This is a genomic window from Spirillospora sp. CA-108201, from assembly GCF_050936235.1.
Taxonomy (GTDB): Bacteria; Actinomycetota; Actinomycetes; order Streptosporangiales; family Streptosporangiaceae; genus Spirillospora.
The window spans coordinates 9,245,758-9,259,963 of the sequence record NZ_JBNJNE010000001.1 but is presented as its reverse complement, the minus strand read 5'-3'; the positions used below and the strand labels follow the sequence as shown (position 1 = coordinate 9,259,963).

Annotated in this window: 12 protein-coding genes; all 12 read right to left on the bottom strand. The window is 75.4% G+C overall.

The features are described 5' to 3' along the window. Position 1: 1 nt before the first annotated feature. Complete coding sequence (locus tag ACQEU6_RS44245; RefSeq protein ID WP_499339784.1) at positions 2-1,090, bottom strand: hypothetical protein; 1,089 nt, start codon at positions 1,088-1,090, stop codon at positions 2-4. 49 nt (positions 1,091-1,139) lie between these two features. Further along, the gene (locus tag ACQEU6_RS44240) at positions 1,140-2,519 is read right to left on the bottom strand and encodes an arylsulfotransferase family protein (protein WP_499339783.1); all 1,380 of its coding nucleotides are present in this window, start codon (positions 2,517-2,519) and stop codon (positions 1,140-1,142) included. A gap of 170 nt (positions 2,520-2,689) precedes the next feature. Beyond that, positions 2,690-4,084 carry an MATE family efflux transporter gene (locus ACQEU6_RS44235; RefSeq protein WP_499339782.1) on the bottom strand — a complete coding sequence of 465 codons (1,395 nt, stop codon included), beginning with the start codon at positions 4,082-4,084 and terminating at the stop codon, positions 2,690-2,692. After that, positions 4,081-5,769 carry a glycoside hydrolase family 3 protein gene (locus ACQEU6_RS44230; protein WP_499339781.1) on the bottom strand — a complete coding sequence of 563 codons (1,689 nt, stop codon included), beginning with the start codon at positions 5,767-5,769 and terminating at the stop codon, positions 4,081-4,083. Before ACQEU6_RS44230 ends, ACQEU6_RS44235 begins: the two co-directional genes overlap by 4 nt. 362 nt (positions 5,770-6,131) lie before the next feature. Further along, positions 6,132-6,869, bottom strand: coding sequence for a thioesterase II family protein (locus ACQEU6_RS44225; RefSeq protein WP_499339780.1), 738 nt, complete (start codon positions 6,867-6,869; stop codon positions 6,132-6,134). A gap of 3 nt (positions 6,870-6,872) precedes the next feature. Further along, positions 6,873-7,532, bottom strand: coding sequence for a sulfotransferase family protein (locus tag ACQEU6_RS44220; protein WP_499339779.1), 660 nt, complete (start codon positions 7,530-7,532; stop codon positions 6,873-6,875). Between the two features lie 69 nt (positions 7,533-7,601). Continuing rightward, positions 7,602-8,642, bottom strand: a complete 1,041-nt coding sequence (locus ACQEU6_RS44215) for a type III polyketide synthase (RefSeq protein WP_499339778.1) — start codon at positions 8,640-8,642, stop codon at positions 7,602-7,604. Between the two features lie 44 nt (positions 8,643-8,686). Beyond that, entirely contained in the window at positions 8,687-10,039 is a 1,353-nt protein-coding gene (locus ACQEU6_RS44210) for a condensation domain-containing protein (RefSeq protein WP_499339777.1), read from the bottom strand. Beyond that, entirely contained in the window at positions 10,040-10,690 is a 651-nt protein-coding gene (locus tag ACQEU6_RS44205) for a hypothetical protein (RefSeq protein WP_499339776.1), read from the bottom strand. It abuts the gene before it with no gap. Beyond that, a complete protein-coding gene (locus ACQEU6_RS44200) occupies positions 10,680-11,750 on the bottom strand; it encodes a hypothetical protein (protein ID WP_499339775.1) in 1,071 nt (356 codons plus the stop codon). Before ACQEU6_RS44200 ends, ACQEU6_RS44205 begins: the two co-directional genes overlap by 11 nt. Continuing rightward, on the bottom strand, positions 11,747-13,357 hold the full coding sequence (locus ACQEU6_RS44195) for an arylsulfotransferase family protein (RefSeq protein ID WP_499339774.1): 1,611 nt from the start codon (positions 13,355-13,357) through the stop codon (positions 11,747-11,749). The genes ACQEU6_RS44200 and ACQEU6_RS44195 overlap by 4 nt, the downstream gene beginning before the upstream one ends. Before the next feature lie 122 nt (positions 13,358-13,479). Continuing rightward, entirely contained in the window at positions 13,480-14,136 is a 657-nt protein-coding gene (locus ACQEU6_RS44190) for a helix-turn-helix transcriptional regulator (protein ID WP_499339773.1), read from the bottom strand. Positions 14,137-14,206 lie beyond the last annotated feature (70 nt).

The following is a 14,206-nucleotide window of genomic DNA, read 5'->3' as shown; positions in this document are numbered from 1 at the left end:
CTCACATGGGGGCGCCGGGCTCGTGCCGGCAGGCGCGCTCCGCCGGCGGGACCAGTTCCCGCCAGTCCCGCACCGGCGTGCCCGTCCTCGGCTCCCCCGGGAACATGTTGGGCAGCAGGTGGTACTCCTCCGCGTAGGCGAGGCCGAGCATCCGCAGCCGCTTCTCCAGCCGCCGCTTGACGAACGAGTCCGAGCTCGCGCCGTAGCGGCCGGTCGCCGAGCCCGCCAGCCGGAACTTCTCCTCCGTCCACTCCCGGCCCCGCAGCGGGAAGTGGTGCATCAGCAGCGACGCCTCGCTCTCCACGACGGGCCTCCCGCCGGGCGGGGCGGCGATGGTGTGCCGGCCGAACATGAAGCGGAGCGAGCCGGGCTCGCGGACGCGGAGCAGCTGGTGCTTCCAGTGCCCCGCCGGGCACGACGGGTTGTCGTGCCGGCGGGCGTTCGGCAGCTCGTCCAGCGGGTGGTGCCGGGGCTTCGGCGCCGACGTCCGGTCCGGGTAGTGCTCCAGGACGCGGCTGCCGACGGTGTCCACCGACGGCGGCAGCGTCCGGACGAGGTCGCGGATCGTGGCCCCCTCCGGACCGCGCGGGAACTCGTCGGCGTCCACGACGACCCACCACACCGGGCGCCCCGCGGCCCGGGTCCGCTCGTCGACGACCTCCAGCATCCTCCTGCTGCGCCGCAGCTCGTCGAACCTGCCGTCGCTCCGGTCCCGCAGGACGGTCGCGCCCGCCGCCTCCGCCTCCGACGCCGAGTCGTCGTCGGAGGCGTCGTCCAGGACGAAGACCTCGTCGGCCCCCTCCAGGAAGAGGTTCCTGACCGTCGCGTAGATGACGTCGTCCTCGTTCCAGACCTGGGAGAGGCCGTAGATGAGCGGCTCGCCCTCCTGTGCGTCCAACCCGCTCGGGAGCGCCCGGCCCGGCTCGAACCTCTGCCACGTCCGGACGTACCTCCTCCACCACGGCGCGGCGGGCGGGTTGCGCCGGCGGAGGCGCGCCAGGGCCAGTTCGAGCCCGTAGAACGGATAGTCGAGGACCCTGGCGTCCGGCCCGTCGTCGAAGAGGAACTCCTGGGTCTCCCACACCTTCATGCCCGGCCTCCGGCTCCGTCGGTCGCCGTCCGAGCGCTCCTGCGACCGGTCACCGCTCGGTCGGCGTGACCGGCGAGGAGCCGATCGTGCGCCCGTCCGCGTCGAGCGCGTCGACCCTGACGAAGGCGGCCCCGTGCGCGTCGGGCAGCTTGATCGCGGTGTCGAAGCCGTCCCACTCGACGGTGTCGGCCTCGCGCAGGCCGTCCCGGGACGGACCGGCCGACAGCCTCCACCGGGCGACGCCGGTGGCGCCGTTCCAGACCGCGTGGACCTGGCCGCCGTCGAGGCGCGCCTCCGGCGGCGCGTCCGGCCGCCCGTCCCACTCGTGCCGGTAGACGCGGTAGGTGCTCCAGAGGGGCCCCTCGGGCATCTCGGCGTCGAACAGCAGCTCGCCGTCCGGGGAGAACTCCGAGATCCTCCCCGCGGCTCCCCAGCCCACGAGCGTGTTGCCGTTCGGCAGCCCGAACGCGCCGCCCTCGACGGGGCACGACAGGTGCTCGGGGTGGGTGATCTGCCTGACGTGCGCGGCGACCCCGTTCTCGGGGTCGACGCGCACCCACACCACCCGCGACTCGTATCCGAGCATGCCGATGTTGGCCCCGTTGTCGAAGATCCGGTGGACGTTCCCGCCGACGGGCTGCGCGTCGTGCGGCCAGTTGAACCGCACCCCCACCCCGAGCGCGAACGTGCTGGCGCCGCTGCCGAGCTTCCAGCGCACCTCGCCGGTCCGCCGGTCGACCTTGTACACCGCCTGGGAGCTGCGGGCGGTGATCACCAGGTCGCCGTCGTCGTCCACGCCGACGGCGTTGACGTGCAGGTGGTCCCAGGGCCCGTCCCCGGCCAGCGCCACGGGCAGGTCGCTCTCGCCGAGGGGGATGTGCTCCAGGCCGCTCCAGTGCAGCAGCACCTCGCCGGTCGCCACGTCGATCTCCTCGACGACGCTGTCGATCGCCGTGCCGCCGGCGGAGCCGCCGACCGGCGACAGGTCCCACGGCCTGTTCTGGTAGCCGACGACCAGCGCGGTGCCGCGGTCGGTCAGCAGGAACTCGTGCAGGTCGACCGGCAGGCCGCCGCCGAGCCGGACCGAGGCGATGACCCGGTAGGAGGCGTCGGCGACGTAGCAGGTGCCCGTGCCGACTCCGGTGTCGCTCGCCTCCCCCTGCCACCAGGTCAGCACCGGCCGACCCCGGTATCGCTGCACGCGCAGGTTGGTGGCGAACTCCCCCTCCGGCAGCGGGAGGTACCAGACCACCCGCCCCCGGTCGTCGGTGATCTGGAGGCCGTGCGGGGCGCCGGGCTCCATGATGGACTGCGGCGACAGGAACAGGTGGCCGGGCGCCACCCCGTCGCGCAGGGTCGTCACGTTGATCCGCCGGATGGCGGCGTAGTCCGGCATGGCCGCGGTCGCGGGTTCGGTCGTCTCGCCCATGGTGTCCTCTCGCTGCGGCGGCGTCCGGGCAGGGCCGCCCGGACGGGCAGGCGCGGCTCACGCTATGCACGCCCGCGCGGCCCGCCCAGCGCCGATCGGGCGCACCTTCGAGGGGACGGGACGGCGCGGCGCGTCCGGGCGGACGGCCGGCCGGTCCGCCGGTCCGCCGGTCAGTCAGGGCCGACGGGGGACGGCGGCGCGGCGCCCCAGGCGGGCTCCTCGCGCGACGTCCTCCTGCGCCGGTCCTGGGCGCGCACGAACGCCACCGCGGCGAGCACCGCGAGGACCCCGGCGGTGTTCATGGCGCCGATCGTCGCGTACAGCGGGACCGGGCCGCCGGCGCCCCGGCCGGCCAGCGCGCCGATGCCGACCGACCCGGCGACGTACACCGCCGACGCGGCGAGCGCGAGGCGGGCGCCGCCGGTCTGCTCCAGCGCCATGAGCGCGGTGAGCACCAGCCCGAGGACCACGAAGCTCGGGCCCACGATCGCGAGGTAGCGGGCGGTCTCGCTCGCGATCCGCGCGTTCTCCGCCGTCAGGTGGCCGATGGCGCCGCGCAGCAGCCACAGCACGGGGACGATCACGGCGTACACGGCCAGCGTCGTGCGCAGCGCGGCGCCGAGCACCGCGGCGACCTGCTCCCGCCCGGACGCGCCGAGGCTCTGGTTCATCACGATGGCCGCGGCCGAGCCGAGCACGACGGCCGGCATGATGACGAGGTTCTGGACCGTCGTCGCGGTCGCGAAACCGGCGATCACGTCCGGGCCGAACGGCTTGAGCATCATCACGAACGCGAAGTTCATGCCGAACATCACGATGTTGGTGAGGCTGACCGGCACGCCGGTCCGCAGCAGGTAGCCGAGGACCTCCGGCCGCCAGCCCCACTCCCGCAGCAGCCCCGTCCGGGCGAGGACGACCATGCCGAACGCCCCGGCGGTGAGGCCGTTGAGGGCCGTCGCCAGCGGCAGCGCCGCGATGTCCAGCCCGCAGCCGAAGCCCAGCACCGCGAGCCCGGCGACCTCCACCGCGCTGCCCACCAGCATGATCAGTGCCGCCGGTCCGGCGCGGCCCGCGCCGCGCAGCGCGGACGCGCACAGCACCGGCCACGCCAGCGTGAGGTTGGCGAGCGACATCCACCGCAGGAACCGAACGAACAGGTCCCCGCCCTGCGCGTCCGCGCCGAGGACGTCCGCCAGGGCCGGCGCCGCGACGCTCAGCCCGATCCCGAGCGCGAGCCCCGTGCCGGCCCAGACCAGGGCCACGCTCATCGTCGTGGCGCCCACGTCCCGCTCGCCGCGCCCCGTCCGCAGCGCCGTGATCGTCTGGTTGGTGACGTCGAACGCGACCTGGACCCCGAAGAACAGGAACGCCAGCGGGAAGTACAGCGAGCGGACGCGGATGGCCTCGTCGCCCATCCAGCCCAGGATGGCGACGATCGCGATCGGCACCATGATGGCGAGCAGCTGCGCGGCCGCCATGGGCACCGCCAGGCGGGCGATCCGCCGCCGGTGCGCCGCCCGCGCCTCCCGCGGCGGCCGCGCCCCGCGCTCCGTGTGCGCGGTCACGGGCGGGCCGGGTAGGTCAGGCCGAACCCGTAGGGGAAGAGCGGGTCCTGGCCGTCGCCGTGGTTGACGGGCAGCTGGTCGGCGCTGCGCATCCAGGTGACGGGCAGCCTCCCGGTGGCGGCGGCGGCGCCGAACAGCACGTCGGCGACGCCCCGCCCCTCGGTGCCGGGCAGCCAGCAGGCGACCAGCGCGTCCCAGCCGGGCAGCTCCGCCGCGACGTCCAGGGGACGCCCGCTCACCAGCAGCACCACGACGGGGGCCCCGGAGGCGCGCAGCCTCGCGATGGTCTCCAGGTCCACCGGGTCCAGGCCCATCCCGGCCGGCCGGTCGCCCTCGTCCTCGGCGTACGGCTCCTCCCCCACGACCGCGACGGCGACCTTGCAGGAGGGGCTCACGCCGTGGCCGTCCGGGTGGTACCGGATGGTCGTGCCGGGGCCCGCGGCGGCGCGGATGCCGTCCAGGATCGTCGTCCCCGCGGTGACGGGCCCGGGCTCGCCCTGCCAGCTCACGGTCCAGCCCCCGCACTGCATCCCGATGTCGTGGGCGCTGCGCCCGGCGACGAAGATCTCGTCGAGGCCGGGGGCGAGCGGGAGCAGGCCCCCCTCGTTCCTGAGGACCACCAGGGAGGCGGCCACGGCCCGGCGGGCGAGGGCGCGGTGCTCGGGCCCGCCGATCCGCGCGGTGTAGGCGCGGTCGGTCAGCGGATGCTCGAACAGGCCCTGCTCGACCTTCCTGGTCAGGATGCGCCGGTTGGCGTCGTCGATGCGCGCCATCGGCACCCGCCCGGCCAGCACCTCGGCGCGCAGCGTCGCGATGAACCGCCGCCACTCCTCGGGGACCATGACCATGTCGATGCCGGCGTTGACCGCCGCGCGGACCTCGGCCGGGCCGAACGCGTCGGCCTCGTAGATCATGTCGAGGCCGTTCCAGTCGGACACGACGATCCCGGAGAAGCCGAGCTCCTCCTTGAGCACCTCGGTGACCAGGTACCGGTGGCCGTGCAGGCGCAGCCCGTTCCACGAGCTGTGGGAGATCATGACCGATCCGACGCCGCGCTCCAGGGCGGCGAGGAACGGCGGCAGGTGCAGCGCCCGCAGCTCCTCCTCGGCGAGCCGCGTGTCGCCCTGGTCGTCGCCGTCCTTGGTGCCGCCGTCCCCGACGAAGTGCTTCGCGGTCGCCATGACCGAGGGCCGGGGGCCGACGCGCGGGCCCTGGAGCCCGCTGATGAACGACGTCATGGCGGTCGGCAGCTCGGGCAGCTCGCCGAACGACTCGTAGGTGCGTCCCCAGCGCGGGTTGCGCACGACCCCGAGGCACGGCGCGAAGTTCCAGGTGATGCCGGTGCCCGACACCTCCTCGGCCACCGCGGCGCCGATGTCGCGGACCAGCGCGGGGTCGCGGGTCGCGCCGAGCCCGATGTTGTGCGGGAAGAGCGTCGCGCCGACCACGTTGCCGTGCCCGTGCACGGCGTCGACGCCGTACAGGATCGGGATGCCGAGCGGGGTCGCCAGGGCGGCGCGCTGGAAGTCGTCGTACATGTCCGCCCAGGTCACCGGGTCGTTCGGCGCGGGCACCGACCCGCCCCCCGACAGCACCGAGCCGAGCCGGTACGCGGTGACGTCCGCCGCGCCGGCCTCCAGGCGCTCCGCCTGGGTCATCTGGCCGATCTTGTCGTCCAGGCTCATCCGGGCCAGGAGGTCCTCGACCCGGGCCGCGACCGGCGCCCGGGGGTCGCGGTACAGCGGGGCGTCTCCGTCGTCGTGGGGTGCGGCGCTGTCATGAGGTGCGGCCCTGTCATGGGGTCCGGAGCTGTCATGAGGCGCTGCTCGGTCATGGGGCACTGCTCGGGCGGCGGCTTTCTCGATGGCGTCCACAAGACACCGAGGCTCCACGGGGCGGCCGCGGCTGAGGAGCCTCCATCGGTTCCTCCTCTTGTCCTGCCCCATCGGGCAGCCCGGGGCAGCCGGGGCAGGCGGGAGCAGGGCGCGGCGGCATGCGGGACGGGGCGACCGGCCCGCGCCGGCCGCCCTCGGTCCGTCCCGCCCCGCTAGTCCGCCGCCAGCCGGTCGAGCACGATCTCCGCGACCGCCTCCCGGTGCTCGTCGAGGAAGAAGTGCCCGCCGGGGAGGACGAACTCGGCGCCGTCACCGGCGCCGTGCTCCCGCCAGGCCAGCGCGTCCTCGACCGGGGTCATCGGGTCGGCGTCGCCCGCCAGCACCACGATCGGGCAGGCCAGCGGCGGGCCCGGGACGTAGCGGTAGGTGTCGATCGCCTGGTAGTCGCCGCGCACCACGGGCATGATCATCCGGACGAACGCGGGGCTGCCCAGCAGCCGCGCGTCCGTCCCGCCGAGCCGGGCCATGTCGTCCAGCAGCTCGCGGTCGCTCATGGGGTGCGTGCGCTCCTGGCGGCTGCGCGCCGGGGAGCGGCGCCCCGAGACGAACAGCACCGGGGGCGGCGCGGCGAGCCGCCGCGCCACCTCGAAGGCCACGATCGCGCCCATGCTGTGGCCGAAGAACGCCGCCGGCGGCAGCCCGGCGACCTGCGCCGCGAGCCGGCCGGCCAGCTCCGCGAGGTCGACCGGCACCGGCTCCCGGCGGCGGTCCTGCCGTCCGGGGTACTGGACGACGGTGACCTCGGCGGCCGGGCTGAGCGTCTCGGAGAGGCCGTGGTAGGCGCTCGCGGAGGCGCCCGCGTAGGGGAAGCACAGCAGCCGCGGCGCCCCCTCGTCCGCCGGGTGGAACCGGCGGAACCACCCGGCCTCTCCCCCAAGCGCTCCGGGCATCGCTCAGGACGCCGGGACGGCGTCGGGGTCGCCGCCGGTGACGTGCTCGCGCAGCAGCGACTCGAAGTCGTCCCGGTCGTTGGAGCGGGGGAACGGCTCGTCCGGCACCGCGACGCCGAGGAAGTCGCACAGCGGCTCCCAGCCCTGGGCGACCTCGAAGACCAGCAGCCGGTCCGGGTCGAGTTCGGCCCGCACCGCCTCGTTGTGCTCGGTGAACACCCCCCGCGCGTGGTCGGGGTCGGTGAACCGCCCGCCGAACTGGCCGTCCCACACGACCTCCCGCGACATCGTCCGCATCTGGGCGAGGACGGGGGTGGCGGGGGGCGTGGGGTCCATGGCGGCGCGGTGGATCGTCGACGCCGCGCTGTCGTACCAGCGCCGGGGGTCCCGGACGGTGAGGATGACCTTCGCCTTCGGGTAGAACTCGGTCAGCTCCCGCCAGAACCGGGTGCCCGGCCAGTCGACACTGGACCGGTACCCGCGGTAGACCTCGTCCCAGTCGACGGGCCCGCCCTGGGCGGCCTGCCGCCACAGCGGGATCTCCTCGGGACGCTCCAGCATCCCGAGCATGTGGTGGCACGGGCCGAAGCCGAGCGTCTCCAGCGCGGCCTTGAGCGAGAAGGTGCCGGTGCGGCCGAACCCGGCGCCGATGACTTCGAGCATGAGGGCTCCTTCGGTGGTCGTTGCGGTACTGGTCGGGGTCTCGGATCCGCCGCGTCTCCGGGCGGACGGTCAGGCGCCGCGCAGCAGGACGCTCCAGACGGTGGCGCCGGGGCCGAACGCCATCGCGACGCCGTGCTCCCCGGGCCGGAGCGGGCGGGCGTCCATGAGGCGCCCGAGGACGGCCAGGACGGCCGGCGCCGCGGTGTTGCCGTACTCGCGCATCACCGCGCGCGACTCCGCCACGGACTCCGCCGGGAGCTCCAGCTCCTCGGAGACGCGGTCGATGATGCGCCGGCCGCCCGGGTGCACGGCCCACCAGGCGACGTCCGCCCGGGTGAGTCCGTTGCGGGCCAGGAGCGCGTCGGTGGGGGCGGCCGCCGCGGCGGCGGTGACGTCGGGCATGGTCGGGGCGAGCCGGACGTCCATGCCGGAGTCGCCGACGTGGACCTGGAGGTCCCCGGCGTACCGCGGCACCGACACCAGCCCGGTGTCGAGGACGTCCAGGCCCGCGATCCCCTCGCCGCCGGGCCGCATCACCACGGCGGCGGCGCCGTCGCCGAACAGGGTGAGCACGACGGCCTGCTCCTTGTCGTAGGGCGGCGGCTGGAGGTGCGGGGAGAACAGGTCCACGCACAGCGCCACCGCGGGCCTGCCGCGCGCCTCGACCCAGTTCCGGCAGGCGGCCAGCGTGGGGGCCGCCGCGTAGCAGCCCATGGGGCCGAGCGAGAGGAACTCGGTGTCCGGCCCCATGCCGAGATCGTGGACCAGGGACTCCAGGCCGGGGGCCGAGTGCGTGGTGGTGGTCGTCGTGACCAGCAGGCCGACCTCGTCCGGGCGCAGCCCGGCCCGGTCCAGCGCGCGGCCGACCGCCTCCCGCCCGAGGGCGCGCGCCTCGGCGAGGGCGCGCCGCATCCGGCGGGCGGTGCCCCAGGCGCGCGGGTCCTCCACGAGCGGGTTGACCGCCATGCCCTTGGTCTCGATGGCGGAGTTGCGGACGATGTCGCCGACCGCGTCACCGCCCTCGTCGTCCCGCAGGAACGTGGCCAGCTCGTCCATCTTGAGCTGGGGCGGCGCGGCGAAGGTGACGTGGGTGATCCTGGCTGGCGGCATCGCGGACGCCCTTCCTGCTGCGGTGCGTTCGGTGGGGTGGCGGGTCAGGAGACGGGGTCGATCTCGTCGAGGCGGAGGTCGCGCTCGGCGAAGACGGCGAGCAGGCGCTCGACGGCGTCCAGGAAGGACCGGATCCGCGCGGGCGACACGTGGGCGGTGTCGGCGAAGAGGCTGAGGCGGATGGCCTCCGGGTCCTCCAGCACCTCGAACGCCTCCAGGAAGAACGCCACGGTCGCGCGGTCCACCTTCTCGTTCCACTCGAAGGCCGACGCGGCCGGCGGCGCGTCCGGGTCCGCGGCGGGCCGCCCGGCGCGGACCGGGGTCCACATGTCGTTGAAGCACACGTCGAGGACGGTGGCCGACGCGTCCCTGATCGCGGCGACCGGCTCGGGGTCGTAGCGGGCGTTGCGCTGCGCGTGCAGGGAGGCGGTGCGCGCCGCCGCCACGACCTCCTGCAGGGTCTCCGCGCGCAGGTCGATGACGAGCGGCGTCTCCTGGCTGAGGGTGGACACCATGCGCCGCAGCTCGGGACGGCCCCGGTTGCCGGACGGCATCCGCAGCGCGCAGCGGTCCAGCCCGGTGTGCCTGCCGATCAGCGCCGCGGTCAGGGCGAGCAGCACGGTGGAGGTCCCGGCCCCGCAGCGGTCCGCGGCGCGGCGCAGGGCCCGCGCGGCCGTCTGCGAGCAGAGGTCCCCGCGCCAGTAGCGCGCCTCCTCCGGCGTCCGGGAAGGGGCGGGGAACATGGCGGGCGGCGCGGCGTCCAGCGTGGCGCGCCAGTGGTCGAGGGCGCGTTCCAGGACGCGCCGCCCGGCCTCCGACCGCTCCGCCTCCGCCAGGTCCAGCGGCTGCGTCGCCTCGCCCTCGGGCTCGCGGCCCTCCAGCAGGTCGAGGAGCTCCCCGTACACCACCCGCGTGCCGAGGAAGTCCGAGGCCATGTGCGACATCCCGAACATCACCATCACCGGCTCGTCGCCGACCGCGCCGATCCTCACGCGCAGCGGCAGGCCGCCCACCAGGTCGTAGGGGGTGTCCTGCATCTGCGGCCACCAGCCGCCGACGATCGCGAACAGGTTCTGGTCCGGGTCGACGGCGGCGACCTCCGCCTCCAGCTCGCCCGCGCGCAGCACCTCCTGCACCGGGGGCTCCCCGTCCGGTCCCGGCCGGAAGCGGGTCCGCAGCGACTCGTGCCGCTCGATCAGCAGGCCGAACGCCTCCAGCACCCGGTCGGTCTTGAGGCCGGGCGGCAGCGGGCCGCCGCCGAGCACGTTGGCGAACGAGGGGAGGCCGGCCATGCTGAGCCGCGCCTCGGCCCACATGTCGAGCTGGCCCCAGGTGAACGGGCCGGTCCCGCCGCGCGCGCCGCGGAACGGGACCCGGTGAACGGTGATCTCGGTCATCTATGATCCTTCGTGTCCGGTGCGGAGCGCCGCCCGGAGCTCGGCGGCGTAGTGCTCGCCGATCCGGGTGGGCAGGGTCCGGTGCGGGCTGAGGAAGTGCGGGACGAGGTCGGCCCGGTGCCAGCGCCAGCCGCTCGGCCGCCGGTGGGGACGGGTCGAGGCGGGCAGCGTCCGCGCCGGCTCGCCGTCCGGCACCGCCGCGTCGCCGTCCGTGGCCTCCCCCGGGGCGTCGATCCACCGCTCCGAGGCGTCCACCAGGGCCAGCGCCTCCGCCGCGGGCGTCGCGGGCGAGAGCGCGTCCCAGAGGACGGCGCGGGTCCGGTACCGCGCCTCGCGCAGTTCGGGGAACCGCTCCGCCGTCCGCACGAGGGGCAGCACGGCGCGCGCGGTCACCGCCTCGCAGGCGAGCATCGCCAGCACCGGCCCGCGCTCCGGCGCCCGCGTCCCGGCGGGCGCGTCCTGCGCGAGCGACGTGAACGGCGGCGCCCAGTGCCGCTCCCGCGGGCGGGCGCCGCACGAGCGGCACGGCACCAGCCGGACCGCGACGAGCGTCCCGGTCCCGTCGGTGGGGACGAACGGAGCGGGCCGCAGCTGGGCGGCGGCCTCGCGCCGGGCCATCGCGGCGGCGCGCTCCCTCAGCTCATCGTGCATCGCGGCCTCCGGGGTGCGCGAGGCCGTGCCGCACGGCGGCGACCCCGAGCGCGACGAGGACGTCCCGGCCGGTGCCGCCGAGCAGGGCGCGGTCCGGCTCGGCCAGCCCCGAGTCGACCCACGACCCGATCGCGTGGCGGGTGAACGGCCCTCCGCCGGGCGGGACCGGCGGGTGGCCGGCGGCGTCGGCGCCGAGGAGGTGCCCCGCGGCCCACACCTCCGCGGCCACCGGCACGAGCGCGTCGGGCAGCCCCCCGATGTGCGGTCCGGCCGCGTCCAGCACCGCCCGGGGGTCCACCCCGGCCAGCCCGCAGGCGTCGTACCAGTGCCAGGCGAACTTGTGCTCGACCGGGTCGCGGTCCACCATGCGGAGGCCGCACCGCGACTCCAGCAGCTCGACCGTGTACGGGCCCGGATCGGCGGCGGTCCGGCCCGTCCAGTGGGCGGCGGGCGCCGGCTCGCCGGGGGCGAAGACGGTCGCGCGCAACTCGCCCCGGTGGCCGACGATCGTCTCGTCCACGCCGTGGTCCACCAGGTGCGGCACCGTCGCGACGACGGGGATCCCCTGCTTGCGGCAGAAGACGGCGACCATCTCGTCGTCGTCCTGGACCTCGTCGGGGATCTCCGCCAGGTAGGCGGCCAGCTCCCGGGCCCGGTCCACGGGGAGGACGAAGCCCTGGCACGGGGTCCACTCGGTGAGGGAGAGCGGGGCGTAGGAGGCGCCCGCGACCGCCGCGCGCCGGACCAGGTAGGAGTTCTGCGGGCTGTTCCAGTGGGAGTAGAACGAGACGCCGTCCTCCGGATGCCGGGCGACCGCCTCGTGGACCTGCTCGGCGAACCCGGGGGCGAGGGCGATGTCGTCCTGGAGCACCATGTGGTGCGTGACGCCGTCCTGGATCCGCGCCCAGGCGCGCTTGGCGGTGCGCAGCGGGCTCGGCGCGCCGTCCGGGTCGGGGTCGCGGACCGGCGCGGCCTCCAGCGGTGCGCAGTCCCGCACGAGCGGCGGGACGCGGTCGGCCCGGCGCGGGTGGTACATGATCGAGACGCCGACGCGGATCATGACGCCTCCGGGTTCGGGGTGACGGCCGAGGACCCGAGGACCCGGCCCGAGGCGTCGAGCGCCTCGGCCTTCAGGTAGCGCGGCGCCGCGCCCGCCCCCGAGGGCAGGTGGACCGCGGTGTCCAGGCCGTTCCATCCGGCCTCGGCGTAGGGCTTCAGAGCGTCCTCGGCGTCTCCGGCGAGGACGCGCCAGCGGGCGACGCCGGTCGCGCCGTTCCAGACGGCGTGCAGGGAACCGTCCCGCATGCCCACGGTGGGCGGTCCGGCGGGGCGGCCCTTCCATGCCTGGCGGTAGAGCCGGTAGGAGGTCCAGCCCCGGGGCAGCGTCGCGTCGAAGAGCAGGACGCCGCTCCGCGAGAACTCCGAGATCCGCCCTGCCGCACCCCAGCTCACGGAGGTGTTGCCGTTGGGGAGCTCCTGCGCGCTGCCCTCGTGCGTCGACGAGACGTGCGCGGGATGGGTGAGCTGGCGGACGAGGCGGGTCGTCCGGCGGGCCGGGTCGACGCGGATCCAGGCGACCCGCGACTCGTAGCCCGGGATGAGCTGGTTGGCCCCGTTGTCGAAGACCTTGACGGTGTCGCGGCCCGCCGGGGTCGCGTCGTGCTGCCAGCTGAACCGCACGCCCGCCCCGAGCGGGAAGCTGCTGCGGCGGCCGCCGAGCCGCCAGATGATCCGGCCGGTGCGGCGGTCCACCTTGAACACCGTCGACAGGTGGCGGCCCGAGATCAGCAGGTCGCCGTCGGCGTCCTCGCTCACGGAGTTGACGTGGAAGTAGTCGAAGGGCTGCGTCCCGTACATGAAGACGGGGGCGTCGCTGTCGGCGGGGGGCACGTGCGCGAGGGCGCTCCAGCTCAGCAGCGTCCTGCCGGTGGCGATGTCGATCTCCTCGACGACGCTGTCCTCCACCTCGCCGTCCTTGGCCCCGCCGAGCGGCGACAGGTCCGCCGGCACGGTCCGGTACCCGGTGACCAGCGCGGTGCCGCGCGGTGTGATGCGGAACTCGTGCAGGTCGGCGGGCGCCGTCGTGCCCCGCACCGTGGCGATGACGCGGTAGTTCTCGTCGGCGACGTAGCCGGTGCCGATCCCGCCTCCGCGGGTGGTCACCGTGCCCTGCCACCAGGTCAGGACGTCGCGGCCCCGGTAGCGCTGCACCCGCAGGTCGGTGGCGAACTGGCCGTCCGGGACCGGGTGGAACCAGACCGGGCGCCCGCGCCCGTCGAGGATCTCGGGACCGTGCGGGCCCGTGACCGCGGGCGCCTGGGGGTGGGCCCCCGCCTGTGCCTGCGCCTGCGCCTGCGCCTGCGCCTGCGCCTGCGCCTGCGCCGGGCTCTGCGCCGGGGCCTGCGCGCCGCCGCTCGTGGGCGGGCCGGAGGGCTGGGGGTGGTGAACAGCAGGCCGGGGGCGGTCCCCGGCCGGAGCGTTCGGACGTCGAAGCGGGGCGCCGCCGGGCCGTCGCCCGCCGGGGCGCTCACCGGCGCCGCGGGCGCGAGGGGTGCGCCCGGCCGCGTCCCGGCCGGTTGCGCCCCACCGAGGACGATCAACAGGCTCAGTCCGCCGGCGGCGGCGGACGAGCCCGGGTCGATACGGATCACGCGTCTTCTCCTCCATCGGGCCGAGCGGTCTCCCGCCCGGCTCACGCCATGCTCGGCCCGGGGGATCGGGACGCGTAAGGCACCGATGGACGCGCGACCAGCCGGATGGATGTGCATGTCCGGATGGCCGGCCCGCGGCTAGGCCGCGGAGATCATTCCCTGCCGGATGGCGATCACCACGGCGGCGGTCCGGTTCGGTGCGCCGAGCTTGAGCATGACGCTGGTGACCAGCCGCTTGGCGCCGTGGTCGGAGATCGACAGGCGGCGGGCGATCTGCTTGTTGCTCAGCCCCTCGGCCAGCAGCGCGAGCGTCTCGTTCTCGCGCGGGGTCAGCACCGCGGGCCGCACCGACCCGGACGGCACCGGCGAGCCCGCGCGGGCCAGCAGCTCCCGGCCCACCCGGGCGGGCATGGGCATCTCGCCGAGCATCATCCTGGCCAGCGCCTCGCCGAGGTCCGGCGCGGTCAGGTCCTGCTGGATCAGGAACCCGTCGGCGACGGCCGCGCCGCCGAACGACGAGCCGGACGCCTCCATCTCGTCCAGCAGCATCAGCACCTTCGTCCGCGGCAGCGCGGCGGTGAGCTCGGACGCCGCCGCGCCCTCCGCGCTCGTCACCACGAGCACGTCGACCCCTCCCTCCGCGACGGCGGCCTCCACCGAGCACCGCGTCGTGCAGTGCCGGACGGATCCGACGCTCGGCAACAGGTCCAGCACGGCCTCCAGGCCGCGCCCGACCACCACGTTGTCCACGTAGATCACGACGTTCAGGCAGTCGGTCGCGATGTTCTCGGTCATTTCTCCACGCTCTTCTCTCATGGCGGATCGTGCGCCCGTTCGTGCGGGGCCTCCGCCATCAAAAGCGACG

Coding starts and splice junctions, on each gene's coding strand:
- ACQEU6_RS44245 (WP_499339784.1), bottom strand. CDS start 1,090: ATGAAGGTGTGGGAGACCCAGGAGTTCCTCTTCGACGACGGGCCGGAC.
- ACQEU6_RS44240 (WP_499339783.1), bottom strand. CDS start 2,519: ATGGGCGAGACGACCGAACCCGCGACCGCGGCCATGCCGGACTACGCC.
- ACQEU6_RS44230 (WP_499339781.1), bottom strand. CDS start 5,769: ATGAGCCTGGACGACAAGATCGGCCAGATGACCCAGGCGGAGCGCCTG.
- ACQEU6_RS44225 (WP_499339780.1), bottom strand. CDS start 6,869: ATGCCCGGAGCGCTTGGGGGAGAGGCCGGGTGGTTCCGCCGGTTCCAC.
- ACQEU6_RS44220 (WP_499339779.1), bottom strand. CDS start 7,532: ATGCTCGAAGTCATCGGCGCCGGGTTCGGCCGCACCGGCACCTTCTCG.
- ACQEU6_RS44215 (WP_499339778.1), bottom strand. CDS start 8,642: ATGCCGCCAGCCAGGATCACCCACGTCACCTTCGCCGCGCCGCCCCAG.
- ACQEU6_RS44210 (WP_499339777.1), bottom strand. CDS start 10,039: ATGACCGAGATCACCGTTCACCGGGTCCCGTTCCGCGGCGCGCGCGGC.
- ACQEU6_RS44205 (WP_499339776.1), bottom strand. CDS start 10,690: ATGCACGATGAGCTGAGGGAGCGCGCCGCCGCGATGGCCCGGCGCGAG.
- ACQEU6_RS44200 (WP_499339775.1), bottom strand. CDS start 11,750: ATGATCCGCGTCGGCGTCTCGATCATGTACCACCCGCGCCGGGCCGAC.
- ACQEU6_RS44195 (WP_499339774.1), bottom strand. CDS start 13,357: ATGGAGGAGAAGACGCGTGATCCGTATCGACCCGGGCTCGTCCGCCGC.
- ACQEU6_RS44190 (WP_499339773.1), bottom strand. CDS start 14,136: ATGACCGAGAACATCGCGACCGACTGCCTGAACGTCGTGATCTACGTG.